This is a genomic window from Pseudomonas sp. P1.8 (assembly GCF_001269805.1).
Taxonomy (GTDB): Bacteria; Pseudomonadota; Gammaproteobacteria; order Pseudomonadales; family Pseudomonadaceae; genus Aquipseudomonas.
In genome coordinates this window covers 383285-396485 of record NZ_LHVM01000013.1, presented here as the reverse complement: position 1 = coordinate 396485, position 13201 = coordinate 383285, and the positions used below count along the sequence as shown (strand labels likewise).

Here is a 13201-nt window from a genome sequence, read left to right as displayed (position 1 = left end):
CCTATGACTTGGGTACCTAAACTGTTTATTGGCGTCGCATTGACCGGCCTGCTACTCGGCGGTTGCACCTCCCAGGTCACTGAACGCGAGCAGTACTCGGGTTTCCTGTCCAACTACGACAACCTGCAAGAAGTGACCACCACCACGGGTGAGAAGGCAATGCGCTGGGTCAGCCCGTCGTGGAACCCCAATGCCTATGACACCATTGCGTTCCGAACGCTGGAGTTCTATCCCGCGCCCAAACCCAACGAGCAGGTCAATCAGCAGACGCTGGCCGACTTGCAGGACTTCATGTCCAGAAAGGCCAAACTCATACTGGGCCAGAAGTACCAGAGGGTGTCTAACGCGGCCGCTGCGCCGGCCGGGTCCCACCCCCTGATCCTGCGTGCGGCCATTACCGGTGTCAGCGCCTCGAACGAAGGCATGAAGTGGTATGAAGTGATGCCGATCGCGGCGGTTGTCGGCGCGACACAGGCCGCCACAGGTCACCGGGACCAGGACACCAATCTGTTTATCGAAGCCGAGTTCATTGACGCGAGAACCCATCAGACCATGGCCAGAATGGTGCGTAAGGTGTTCGGCAGCCGGCTGGAGAACGAGAGTCAGCGAATCACCACCAAAGACTTTAAAGACGCAATCGAAAAACTGAACACCGATCTCTGGGCGTTCATCCATCGTTGAAAGGGACGAACCTTACTTGGCTGGCGATCGCTGCAAGACTGTCTCGTTCACGGCCCGATTCAGACAGAAACGGACTACAGGTACGCTGCTACACTCCTTGAAGTAGCCAATTGCCACGTCGCCTTTGCTGCCCGACTCGTGTTGTGTTCGATACGAAACTGAAACACAACAGAGCGTTACGCATCAGCAAGGAACGTTATCAGACACAAGGGACGGAAATTGTTACGGCACTGATATCGTATTCTTGTATCTACGCCAGGGGGGGCAGTACAGATGGGGTTAAAAGGCGATTGGGATGAAGCAAAAAAAATGTGGTCGAACAGCTCCCTCTTGATGAAACTGATCATCACTGTGTCGTTGTTCGTTAACATTGGCTCGATTGCTTCACTGTCAGAGACGATTTTCAAATGGAAGTCTTTCATTCTTGAAGGCTTATCGTTTTATCACGACTATATTGCCGACCCTGTCACACAGACTCTGAACTTGATCGGACTGCACTACAGCCGCACAGACATCAATGTACTTTTCTTGATAAGTCTTTATGCGGGAAGCTATTTCAGGGCAGTCGGCACACGCGAGCTCTGGAGAGACTTCAAAAGCAAGCCAATATCAAACTCCCTCGTCTACCTTTGTTTCACAGGCGTTTATATATACCCAGGACTGTTTGAAGGAGACAGCATCACCTACTTCATCCTGCTGATATACGTCATCGCGATCATCGCTTCGCTGGTATCCATCTACAAAAACAGAAAAGACGATCCGGACACCGCCATTAGATTTCTGTTTGTTCCACTTACATCACTTCTGGTTGTAATGATTTTTGGGGCCATCAATTCAGGCTTGTTAAAACATTAACTTGGTGAAACCCAACCTGACGTCCTGCTCTTCAAAAACGAACAGATTTTGTCTGGGCACTAAAGCCTGAAGCGCCGGGGGCACTCAAAGGTTCTCGGAGCGCAACTGCTCGGTGGTTTCTGGTGTTTTTTTACCGTTACCGCGACGCGATGCTATGAGTCGCAGGGCTTGTTTCGGCCCCTCAAAGGGGTAGAAATCGTGGGGAGCGGGAGGCAAGAAGGGGAATTCGGACCGAGCTTTTCAAACATCAATAAATCCAGATGCCAGCCTACGCATATATGGATTCATTTAAATGTTTGAGCATTTTAAGCTTTCGGCACTCCTCTCTCGAAGGAGCACGTTTTGTCGGTACGCCTGAAAAAGGCGATCCTAAAAATAATGTGTCTGCCGACCCAAGGAATTCCTATGTCAGCCAAGTTCGCACGCCAGCGTGCCGGTCGTTGCGCCCCCTTCCATGCAATCGCTGGAGGTGGGCAATGACCGCCCCGCTTTCCCGGCAAAACGCCGATGAACACCTGTTGCAAAGCCAGGGCTACGCACAGGAGTTGCACCGCGGGTTATCGCTCTGGTCTTCGTTTTCCGTTGGATTTGCCACCGTGTCGCCGGTGGTCGGGATCTATTCCGTGATGTCGCTGGGCGCGATGAACGCCGGGCCGTCCTGGGTCTGGATCGTCCCGCTCTGCCTGGCGTTGCAAATGCTGGTGGCGCTGGTCTATGCCGAACTGGCTTCCCAGTACCCGCTCGCCGGAGGCTGTTACCAATGGGTCAAGCGTCTGGCCGGCGATCGTTGGGCCTGGTTCACCGGGTTCATGTACCTGGCCTCGGCCCTGGCTTCGCTGACCACCGTGGCTTATCTGGGCGGGTTCTGGCTCTGGCTGTTTTTCACCGGTCAAGCGCCGTCGGCGAATGCCCAGGTGTTCAGTGGTGCAGTGTTGTTGCTGCTGGGTCTTGGGGTGAATCTGTTCGGGATCAACCCGCTCAAATACTTCGTCAACGCCGGCATCATTGCCGAAGCGATCGCTTCGATTGGCATCGGCGTATTGTTGCTGCTGTTTTTTCGCAATCACTCGTTCTCCTTGCTGCTGGACGGCTTGACCTCCACCCAGGGCAGTGACGGTGCTTACTTCTCGGGTTTTCTGACGGCCATGGCCGTGGGGGGCTGGGCGTTCCTGGGGTTTGATGCGTGCTCACAAGTTTCCGAAGAAACCGCCGATGCCCGTACCTCTACCCCGCGCGCCATCCTGCGTTCGATGATCCTGGTCGGCCTGACCGTGATGCTCACCGCGTTCGCGGTCACGCTATCCTATACCGACACCGCTGCCATGGTCTCCGGCCAGGTCATTGACCCGGTGACGCCGGCCGTCGTCGACGCCTTTGGTGCCTGGGCGGAACGTCCTTTCGTGGGCATCGTGCTGGTGGCGTTCATCGCCTGCGTAGTCTCTGTCCAGACCTACATCGGACGCGCCGTGTTTGGCATGGCCCGTGATTCGATCCTGCCGGCTTCGGCGCTGCTGCGTCGGGTGGACAAGCGCAAGGTGCCGTTTGCCGCGATGGTGTTCAGCACCCTGTTCGCCAGTTTCGGCCTGGCGTTGGGCCTCAACGCGACCGCCGTCGGCACCCTGATCGCGTTCGGCAGCGGCGGGTTCTTTGTGGTGTTTCTGATCGTCGTGACCTGTGCCCTGCTCGCCCGTCTGCGCGGTACCTGGAAAGCCGAACCCGGCACTTTCAGTCTCGGTCGCTGGGGCGTGGCGATCAACCTCGCGGCATTCTTCTGGCTGGTGTTCGAAAGCATCAACGTGGCCTGGCCTCGTGAGTCGCTCGCACCAGCCGGTGCGCCGTGGTTCCAGGTCTGGGCGGTGATCCTGGTGTTCTCGATCCTGGCAGTTCTGGGCTTGATCTACATGTGTTGGGCCAAGCCTTACCTGCGCACCCTCACGCCTCGGTTGCGTACCGAATAATCCCCTGTCTTGTTGCGCGAGGTCCACGAACCCAGGACCTCGCTGATCCGGAGTTGCAAATGTCTTCGCTTCACTACTGGAATTACCCCACGGAGATTTTCTGTGGGCCCGGTGCGCTCGACGCATTGGCCGAACGCTGCAGTTTGTTGGGCATGCGCAATCCCTTGCTGGTCACTGACCCCGGCATGTTGGCGCTGGAACCCCTGGCACTGTTGAAGGCTCATCTGTCCGATACGGGCCTGCCGTTCGGGTTGTTCAGCGACATCGCCAGCAACCCGAGCATGGATGATGTGCGCCGGGGCGTAGCCGCGTTCAAGGCGGGCAATCATGACTCGCTGATTGCCCTGGGCGGCGGTAGCGCCATGGACGCCGCCAAAGGCATCAGCCTGGCGGCCATCGATGCCGAGGGTCTGGAACGCTTCGAGTGGTCGCAGGTCATTGCGCACTACCCGACACTGGCGGACTTCCCGCGCCTGGGCCTGCCCCGTCTGGTTGCCCTGCCAACCACCGCCGGCACAGGCTCCGAGTTGGGACGTGAAGCCGTGCTGACCCAAAGCGAACTGAACGTAAAACGTGTGATCAGCCACCCGGAACTGCTCCCGGCGTGCGTGATCCTCGACCCGGTGCTGACCCGTGGCCTGCCACCAACGCTGACCGCTGCCACCGGCATGGATGCGTTGACCCATCACATCGAAGCCTTTTGCTCGCCGCTGTATCACCCGATGTCATCCGGCGTGGCGGTGGAAGGCGTGCGCCTGATTCAACAGCACCTGGTGGATGCGGTCAGCGACGGCCAGAACATGGCCGCCCGCGAAGGCATGCTGGTCGCCTCGGCCATGGCCGCCGTGGCGTTTCAGAAGGGCCTGGGCGGTGTGCATGCCCTCGCCCACCCACTCGGTGCGCGCTATCACAAGCACCACGGATTGCTCAATGCGATCCTGCTGCCGTATGTCCTGATCGCCAACCAAGCTGCGATCAGTTTCGACATTGCGCGTCTGGCCCGCTACCTGGAGTTGCAACAGCCGGACTTCAACGGGTTTCTCGATTGGGTGCTGGACCTGCGCCAACGTCTCGGGATTCCTCATTCGCTCCAGCTAATCGGCATCAATGATGAGGCAGCGAGCTGGGTTGGAGAACAAGCGCTCGCGGACATTTCCTCTTCGGACACCAACGCCTGCGTTCTCAGTGCCGCCGATTACAGCCAGATTTTTCGCAACGCCGTCCACGGTGTTCTGCCAGGAGTAACACCATGAGCGCCTGCCATTACATCAACGGCGACTGGGTCACGGGCGATGACGCTGATCTGATCACCGTGTTCGATCCCTCATTGGGCGAGCCCTTCGCCGAACTGCAAGTGGCCAGCGCCGCGCAAGTGGACCAGGCCGTCGCAGCCGCCCGTCAGGCGCTCCCGGACTGGCGCAATACCCGTGCGTCAGAACGGGCGGTCTACTTGAGAGGCTTTGCCGAACAGATCGAACTGCGCCGTGAAACGTTGATCGCGTTGCAGATGCAGAACAACGGCAAGCCTCGACACGAAGCCGTCGTCGATGTCGATGATGCCGTGGCTACCTTTACCTACTACGCGGACCTGGCCGAAGGTCTGGCGGACCATCAGCACCGCGATGTACCGCTGGCCGTCCGCGGTTTTTCGTCACGCACTCGTCTGGAGCCGGTGGGTGTGGTCGGTTTGATCGTGCCGTGGAATTTCCCGCTGGTCACCAGTGCCTGGAAGCTGGCACCGGCCCTGGCCGCCGGGTGTACGGTGGTGCTCAAACCCTCGGAAATCACGCCGTTGATCGAGCAGACCTACGGCCAGATTGCCGATGCGCTGGGCTTGCCCGCGGGTGTCCTGAACATTATCGGTGGCAAGGCACAAACCGGTGCGGCGCTGAGCAACCATCCAGGTCTCGATAAGTTGTCGTTCACCGGCAGCAACGGCGTTGGCAGTCAGGTGATGAACAGCGCGGCGGCCCATTGTCGGCCAGTGACGCTGGAGCTGGGCGGTAAATCAGCCATCGTGGTATTCGACGATTGCGACCTCGATCAAGCAGTCGAATGGATCGTTGCCGGGATCTGCTGGAACGCCGGGCAGATGTGCTCCGCCACGTCTCGCTTGTTGGTGCAGGATCATATTGCCGATGCACTGATGGAGCGTTTGAAGGTTGCCTTCGAGAAGCAACGGGTGGGCAATCCGGTGACCGGAGAAGTCGACATGGGGCCGCTGACCAGTCAGGCACAGTGGAATAAAGTGGCCGACTACTTCGCCATCGCCCGCGCCGAAGGCCTGCATTGCCTGACCGGTGGCGACGTGCTGCGTGACGCGGGCTGGTTCGTCTGCCCGACCCTGTACGCGGATGTGCCGCTGACCAGCCGGCTATGGACCGAAGAGATCTTCGGCCCGGTGCTCTGCGTCCACCGTTTCGATTCGGAGCAAGAGGCATTGGCACTGGCCAACGACAGCCGTTTTGGTCTGGTGGCGACGGTGATCAGCGCCGATCTGCAGCGCGCCGAACGCGTCGCCAATGCCCTGGAAGTCGGCCACGTGTGGATCAATTCGATTCAGGCGGTGTTCGTTGAAACGTCCTGGGGCGGCATCAAGGGCAGCGGCATTGGCCGCGAACTCGGCCCATGGGGCCTGTCAGCCTATCAGTCGGTCAAACATGTGACGCGTTGCCTGGGCTGATTTCGCCTACAGGCCATGCTCAGCCAACAGGTCTGAAACGAACGCTCGCACCGCTTCGCTTTGCGGGTGACCGACGTGGGTGATCATGCTGTGTTGCACCTCATAATGTAGCGTTTCGGGGTGCAGCGCGCGCATCTGACCACTCTGCAACCAGGGCCGGGCGTAGTGTGCCGGCAGATAACCCAGGTGGGTGCCGGCCAGTACGCCATGGGCCACCGCTTCCATGTGGTGCGCCGTGGCGGAAGCACGTTGCGCTGCAACGGGCAGCACTTGATCGGCCGGCAGGAAGCCGTGGGTGATCCAGTCACAGGCGCGCAATTGCTCGAGGCTCGGCGAATCCACGCTGAACAGCGGGTGCTTGAGGCCGCAGAAGATGCCGATTTCTTCCGAATACAGTGGTTGATAAGCCAGTGTCGGCAATGGTCGGCTGAAGTAGGAAATGGCCATGTCCAGTTGGCCGTCAATCACTGCCCGTTCCAGTTCCGTAGGGGAGTTGACGAAAATGTGCAGGTGCATGTCGTGCTCGCGCTGATAAAAACGCGCAATGGCGGCATCGATACGCGCCGCCGGCAAGGTCGCGATATTGTCGGCCAGGCCCAGGTAAAGATCGCCGACCAGGCGCCCGGCAAGATCCTGTGCTTCATCACGAAACGCATCCACCGCCCCGAACAACGCCGAGGAAGCCTTGAGAATCCGCTGGCCTTTTTCGGTCAGGCGAAACCCGCCCTTGCCCCGCTCACAGATCCGATACCCCAGGCGTTTTTCCAGGCTTGAAATATGCGTGCTGATGTTCGATTGACTCATGTTCAGCTCGGCCTGGGCCGCCGTGAATCCACCGCATTTCACGACAATGGAAAAGATGCGCAACAAGCGCAAGTCCATGTCCGTCACGTTTCTGAGCACAGTTTTTCTCGATAACCGGATTTGATTGGAGCACGCCTCTGGAGGGGTACAATCCGCGCTCCAGACAATTCGACGCGAAGCGGGCGTCGGCGCAGCGAATACAATAAACGTTTAAACACGATGCAGCGACATTTGACACACCTGTCATCCTCGCACCGAAGATGAGCTATCTTTCTCAGGCAGTGCACCTGCATCAAGTCATTGCCATCAAGTAAGGATGCTTCATGAAGCCATTTACCGGGCGCCATGCCCTCTTCGCCCTGACCTTCGTCAGTACGTTTGTCGCCACCTCGGTGCTGGCCGCCCAGAGTCCCGCTACCCAGGCCAACGTCGCCGGGTCGGTCGCCGGCCCCGTCGCTGGCACGAAAGTGACCGAACCGTTTGTGCGCATGATGGCGCGGGAGGCGTATTTCTGGGGTTGGCCGATGGCAAACATCTACAACCGCCGCCAGACATTCAAGGATCTGCCCGAGCCAGGCTTGATGGGCGGGATCGTACCCGTGGCACCGATCAACCAACTGTCGATGCTCAGCGACTACATCGACCCGGCCGAGCGCCTGGTCGCCTGCCCTAACCAGGACGTCGTTTACGGCGCTGGCAGCATCGCGCTGGATATTGAACCGGTGGTGCTGCAGGTGCCGGACTTCGGCAAACGCTTCTGGGTCTACCAGGTGGTGGACCTGCGTTCCGACAGTTTTGCCGAACTGGGCAAGATGTATAACACCCAACCGGGGTTTTACCTGCTGGTGGGCCCGGACTGGAACGGCAAGGTTCCACCCGGCATCACCCGGGTTTACCGCGCGCGCACCAACACCGGTTTCGTGATTCCGCGAGTATTCCAGGACGACACCGCCGAGGATCGCCAGGCCGTACAGCCGGCATTGGCCGGGATCGACATGTATCCGCTGTCCAAATACGACGGCAAACTCAAACGCCGCGACTGGAGGCTGCAGCCGAAATTCCCCGCCCAGGCCGCCGAAGGCACCGCCGAAACCAAGTGGGTGATCCCGGAGAAATTCTTCGACGAACTGCCGGCCCTGCTCAAAGATGCCAAACCATTGCCGGGCGAAGAAGCCCGTTACGCGCAAATGGCTGCCCTTGCCGCCATCGCCAAGGCTGATCCAGCACTGCGCGCCGCGATGATCGACGAAGCGAAAAAAGCCGACCGCGAAGTGATCGACCCGTTGTTGCAGTTCCGCAATTATGGCCTGCAATTACCGGATTACTGGAGCACCGTGAGCAATGGTGCAGCCTTCGGCACCGACTACTTCAGCCGCACCGCCGTCGCACGCTCGAACATTTTCGTGAACCAGCAGAAAGAGACCAAATACTTCTATCAGGACCTCGATCAGAACGGCTTGCGCCTCAATGGTCGCAACGGCTACAGCGTGACCTTCGCCAAGAACAAGCTGCCTCCGGTCAAGGGCTTCTGGTCGCTGACGCTGTACAACGAACAGCATTTCTTCGCGCCCAATGCACTGAAGCGCTACTCCATCGGGACCAAGAACAAATCGCTGCAAACCAATCCCGACGGTTCGCTGACCCTGTATGTGCAGAGTGAGTCGCCGGGCGCAGACAAGGAAAGCAACTGGTTGCCAGCGCCCAAAGACGCCGACTTCTCGTTGTACATCCGCGCCTACTGGCCGCAAGCCGATGCCCTCGACGGTGACTGGACCCCGCCGCCGGTGCTGAAAACCAACTGATCGAGACGAACTTCAAACCGCTCGCAAAAACTCACAGACAATTGCCAGTACCTCATCGGGATGTTCCCGATGGGGCACATGGCCGCAGTTTTCCAGGAGCCGCAGGGTCGTCGGGCCCGAAGCCAGCGAGGTGATGCGCTCTGGATGGAGATGGGAACCGAACTCGTCGTGCTCACCATGCAGGCTCAGCACCGGGCAGCGAACCTGTTGCAGCGCCCCGTCCAGGGTCCACTGACTGAATGCCGGCGACAACCAGGTGTCGACCCATGCGCGCAATACCCAATCGGCCTTGTCACCATGGTACTTATGCAACCGCTTTAATTGCCCAGGCCCGGCGAACTCGCGCTCGGCTGCGCGAATACCCTGGCAAATGCCGCTGTCCACAAACGCCTGTGCAGACTCGGTGATCAATCCCCGGCAAGCCTGGGGGTAAACGGCGGCACAGTTCACAGCCATGCCGCCCCCCACGCTGTGGCCGAACACTTCGAACCGACTTAAATCCAGATGCTGACGCACAGCCTGAAAGCCTCCCGTGGCTTCCTCCTCGATAAAGTCCAGCGCCAGGGTGCAGGGATGGGCTGCCGATTGCCCGAAACCCAAGCGGTCATAGGCGATCACCCGGCGCCCGCTGGCCTGCGCCAGTCGCTCGGGGAAATCACGCCACAAGGCCACGCACCCCAGCGAGTCATGCAACAGCACGATGGGCGTGCCCTGTTCCTCGTCCGGGTTCCAGCTCTGGGCGTATAGCTGTCCGCTTGGGGTATCGATCCAGTGTTGTCGGGTAGAAATGCGCTGCATCAATGATGTTCCATTGCAATGAATGAAGGCCGCGAGGCGCTCAGCCTTCATGTGTTGGTTCCCGATTGAAGCCGATCACTTCAACGCACCACATGTAAAAAATGCAAGTGACGCTCGTACTGATCAAGGATATCGCCGATGACGTCCTCGCGGCTCCAGCCCATGATGTCATAGTCCTGCCCGCCTTCACGCAAGTACACCTCGGCGCGGAAATATTTGCGGGCATCGCTGCCGTCCTCGCTGTCGCGGATGACGAAGCTCGGCGCGGTGAACGCACGGGGGCGCACCTCATAAAGAAAGCGCCCCTCGCCTGCATGCACCAGTTCCAGCGCCACGTTGCCATCGGACTCACTCACCATGACCTCGTAGCCTTGCTTGCGCAATTCGCCGGCCACCTCCTCGCACGCGGGCTTCACCACCTCTGCAATGAACCGATTGACATGGGAGCGCCTGGGCAGCATCGCAATGTTGCGCAGCCGCCGTTGCCAGCCGCCGTGGGGATGGCGTGAATGATGCGGGCCCGGCAATGCCTGGTTGCGCAAACCACGGCGAGTGGCGTCCAGGTTCAGTGCCTTGAACAGCCCCCAGATCGATGCCAGCAGAATGATCGAGAACGGCAACGCACTGGCGATCGTCGCGGTCTGCAAGGCTTTCAAGCCATTGGCCAGGAGCAGCGCAATCGCCACAACGCCGATGGTCACCGACCAGAAAATCCGTTGCCAGAGCGGTGAGTGGTCATGCCCGGATGACGCCAGCATGTCCACCACCAGTGCACCGGAATCGGCCGAGGTGACAAAAAACACCACCACCATCAGCACAGCGATCATCGACACCAGACCGGAAAACGGGAAGTGTTCCAGGAAGGCGAACAACGCCAGCGAGCTGTCCTGGTCAATCACCTTCGCCAGCTCGGTCACGCCCTCGTTGAGAATCATGTGGATCGCCGTGTCGCCGAATATCGTCATCCACAACAAGGTGAAACCAGCTGGAACGAACAGCACACCGCAGACAAATTCGCGAATGGTTCGCCCCCGTGAAATACGCGCAATAAACAGCCCCACAAAGGGCGACCAGGACAGCCACCATCCCCAGTACAGCAGGGTCCAGCCGCCGATCCAGTCGGTGGGTTCATAGGCGTACAGGTTGAAGGTCTTGTTGACGATGTCGGACAAGTAGGCGCCGGTGTTTTGTACGTAGGCCTGTAAAAGAAAAACAGTCGGTCCCAACAGCAGGACAAAAATCATCAGCACTACAGCCAGTCCGAGATTCAGCTCGGACAGGATGCGTATGCCCTTGTCCAGGCCACTGGCGACCGACAACGTCGCCAGCGCGCACGTCGATGCAATCAGAATGACCTGGACCGTGGCGTTCACCGGCAAGCCGAACAAGTGGTGAAAACCGCTGTTGATCTGCAGCACACCATAGCCTAGAGACGTGGCGACGCCAAACACCGTGCCGAGAATGGCAAAGACGTCGACGGCATGGCCGATTGGCCCGTAGATACGATCGCCTATGAGTGGATACAACGCCGAGCGCAAGGTCAGCGGCAAGTCGTTGCGAAAGCTGAAATACGCCAGGATCAGCGCGACCATGGCGTAGATCGCCCAGGCATGCAGGCCCCAGTGAAAAAAGGTGATTTTCATTGCCTCGCGCGCCGCCGCCACCGTACCGCCTTCGCCCACCGGCGGGCTGGTGAAGTGCATGACTGGCTCGGCCACCCCGAAGAACATCAGCCCGATGCCCATGCCGGCGGAGAACAGCATGGCAAACCAGCTGCTGTTGCGATAATCCGGCTCGCTGTGATCCGGGCCCAGCTTGATGTCCCCATATCGACTCACGGCCAGGAACACTGTGCTGATCAGGATCAGTGCGACCGCCAGGATGTAGAACCAGCTGACATTGGTGTTGATCCATTGCTGGATAAAGTCGAACCGGGTCTGGGCTTCGACCTGGAAGATCACGGCGTAGAGCACCAGCACCAGGATCAGTACGGCGCTGGTATAAAAGACGGGGGGATTGAGGGTGCTCTTGGGTCTGGAAGGGCTGTCCATGATCGAGTCGTTCTCTTCTGACGCAAAGAGTTCGCATGTGCTATCCAACATGCTCGTGGGCTTCAACGGCTAATCGAGTGTAGTCAGCGCAGCCACTTCCTGCCGCTCGTCAGCGCGTGCGCACCTTTTGCCTCGCCTGCGCTTCCAACGCTCTATACCCCTCGAATGGATGGCCCCCTCCATGAACAGAAAAATAGCCGCGCTGACACTGGCAAGCTTGTTGTCGACGGGCTCCGTATTGGCGCTTGCGACCGAGAAGAACGTTCATGAGCATACCCTTCCTCCGGACGCTGTTCCTGGCGTCAACAAGGCTCAGGGGCCTGAATCGAATGAGGAGAAGGCCGACAAAAAGGGCGAAGAGTCGTCAGGTTCAAACTCGGGCGCCGAGTCGCATGAAACGGAAAAAGATGCGGCGTCGTCGAGCAGTTCGGTCGAGGACGTGAAGAACTGACGCCCCATGGGTTGGCGCGGTTCCAACGCATTGTCGATTTGGCAGCGACTCGTTCGACAAACGATGATCGTTCAAGAGAAGCCATCAGGAGAAGACCATGCGCAAACTCATTGTTGCCGCCTTCATCAGCCTGGACGGCGTTATTCAAGCGCCCGGTGGCCCTGATGAGGACACCAGCGGCGGGTTCCGTTTCGGTGGCTGGATTGTGCCCTACACCGATGCCACGTTCGGTCAGGCCATTGAAGAGCTGTTCGCAAAACCCTTCGAGTTGCTGTTGGGGCGTCGCACCTACGACATATTCGCCGGGTATTGGCCGCACCGGCAGGACGATTCAAACAGCCGCAGCATCGCCAGCCTGTTCAACAGCGTGCCCAAGCATGTGGCCACCCATCGCAGGGACAACCTTGCCTGGCACAACAGTCACGCGCTGGAGGGAAACCTTGCCGACGCCATTCACGCGCTTAAACAACAGGACGGCGCGCCCCTGTTGACCCAGGGCAGCGGAGACCTGGTGCGCCAGTTGTTTGAAGCCGGGCTAGTGGACGAACTTAGACTGTTGATTCACCCCATTGTGCTGGGACGAGGCAAGCGATTGTTCGACGACAACGCCCTGGCATCGGCCTTCACCCTGGCGCATTCAACTGTCACGCCCGGTGGAGTGCTGATTACCCATTACGTGCGCAGCGGCGAAGTGCGTACCGGATCATTCCGATAACGGGGCACAAGTTCTCAGCCCCCCGCGAGGTGCGGGGGGCTGGATACAGAACGTTAATACTTGATGTCTCGCGCGGTGTCACGATTGTCCTGTTTGGTGTCGCGCTTGTCCTGACGGCAGTCGTTGCGACTCTTTTCATCGCCCTCCTTGCACTCTTCCTTGACCTCTCGGGCCGCGTCGCGCCCTTCCTGCTTGGTATCGCGCGACTCTTGTCGCTGGTCAGCCTGATCGGTCGCGTAGGCCAGCGTCGACAACCCGCTGCCGCCCGCTGCAATGGCCAGTGCGGCCAGGGCTGTCAGATATAACTTGCGAATCATGATTTACCTCCGTGCGGAGCAATCAATCACCTCATGCCCCGTGGACAATGCTGATTGTTTTTTGCAGGAGCGAGCTCGCGCCTGCA

Annotated in this window: 12 protein-coding genes; 8 read left to right on the top strand and 4 right to left on the bottom strand. The window is 59.1% G+C overall.

Features of this window, described 5'->3' with window-relative positions; all coding sequences use genetic code 11:
- Positions 1 to 3 precede the first annotated feature (3 nt).
- The 5 genes from AD668_RS12530 (at position 4) to AD668_RS12510 (ending at position 6177) form a co-directional block, all read left to right on the top strand.
- Positions 4 to 681 carry a DUF3313 domain-containing protein gene (locus tag AD668_RS12530; RefSeq protein ID WP_053159117.1) on the top strand — a complete coding sequence of 226 codons (678 nt, stop codon included), beginning with the start codon at positions 4 to 6 and terminating at the stop codon, positions 679 to 681.
- A gap of 273 nt (positions 682 to 954) precedes the next feature.
- On the top strand, positions 955 to 1536 hold the full coding sequence (locus tag AD668_RS12525) for a hypothetical protein (RefSeq protein ID WP_053159115.1): 582 nt from the start codon (positions 955 to 957) through the stop codon (positions 1534 to 1536).
- A 476-nt stretch (positions 1537 to 2012) separates the two neighbouring features.
- Positions 2013 to 3494 (top strand): APC family permease, encoded by a 1482-nt coding sequence (locus AD668_RS12520; protein WP_053159113.1) that lies wholly within the window; start codon positions 2013 to 2015, stop codon positions 3492 to 3494.
- A 59-nt stretch (positions 3495 to 3553) separates the two neighbouring features.
- On the top strand, positions 3554 to 4747 hold the full coding sequence (locus tag AD668_RS12515; RefSeq protein WP_053159111.1) for an iron-containing alcohol dehydrogenase: 1194 nt from the start codon (positions 3554 to 3556) through the stop codon (positions 4745 to 4747).
- Complete coding sequence (locus AD668_RS12510; protein ID WP_053159109.1) at positions 4744 to 6177, top strand: aldehyde dehydrogenase family protein; 1434 nt, start codon at positions 4744 to 4746, stop codon at positions 6175 to 6177. Before AD668_RS12515 ends, AD668_RS12510 begins: the two co-directional genes overlap by 4 nt.
- A 6-nt stretch (positions 6178 to 6183) precedes the next feature.
- Here AD668_RS12510 and AD668_RS12505 read toward each other — a convergent pair whose 3' ends face one another.
- Positions 6184 to 7080 (bottom strand): LysR family transcriptional regulator, encoded by an 897-nt coding sequence (locus AD668_RS12505; protein ID WP_053159107.1) that lies wholly within the window; start codon positions 7078 to 7080, stop codon positions 6184 to 6186.
- A 224-nt stretch (positions 7081 to 7304) separates the two neighbouring features.
- Here AD668_RS12505 and AD668_RS12500 point away from each other — a divergent pair, with 224 nt between their 5' ends.
- On the top strand, positions 7305 to 8783 hold the full coding sequence (locus AD668_RS12500; protein ID WP_053159105.1) for a DUF1254 domain-containing protein: 1479 nt from the start codon (positions 7305 to 7307) through the stop codon (positions 8781 to 8783).
- Positions 8784 to 8795: 12 nt separating this feature from the next.
- On the opposite strand, the gene AD668_RS12495 is transcribed toward AD668_RS12500, so the two are convergent.
- Together AD668_RS12495 and AD668_RS12490 are read right to left on the bottom strand one after the other, a co-directional pair.
- Positions 8796 to 9581, bottom strand: coding sequence for an alpha/beta fold hydrolase (locus tag AD668_RS12495; protein ID WP_053159103.1), 786 nt, complete (start codon positions 9579 to 9581; stop codon positions 8796 to 8798).
- 80 nt (positions 9582 to 9661) lie between these two features.
- Entirely contained in the window at positions 9662 to 11632 is a 1971-nt protein-coding gene (locus AD668_RS12490) for a choline BCCT transporter BetT (RefSeq protein ID WP_053159101.1), read from the bottom strand.
- A gap of 181 nt (positions 11633 to 11813) precedes the next feature.
- On the opposite strand from AD668_RS12490, the gene AD668_RS12485 reads away from it, so the two are divergent.
- Both AD668_RS12485 and AD668_RS12480 read left to right on the top strand, forming a co-directional pair.
- Entirely contained in the window at positions 11814 to 12083 is a 270-nt protein-coding gene (locus AD668_RS12485) for a hypothetical protein (RefSeq protein ID WP_053159099.1), read from the top strand.
- A 97-nt stretch (positions 12084 to 12180) separates the two neighbouring features.
- The gene (locus AD668_RS12480; protein ID WP_053159097.1) at positions 12181 to 12798 is read left to right on the top strand and encodes a dihydrofolate reductase family protein; all 618 of its coding nucleotides are present in this window, start codon (positions 12181 to 12183) and stop codon (positions 12796 to 12798) included.
- A 53-nt stretch (positions 12799 to 12851) separates the two neighbouring features.
- Here AD668_RS12480 and AD668_RS12475 read toward each other — a convergent pair whose 3' ends face one another.
- Complete coding sequence (locus tag AD668_RS12475; RefSeq protein WP_053159095.1) at positions 12852 to 13115, bottom strand: hypothetical protein; 264 nt, start codon at positions 13113 to 13115, stop codon at positions 12852 to 12854.
- Between the last annotated feature and the right edge of the window lie 86 nt (positions 13116 to 13201).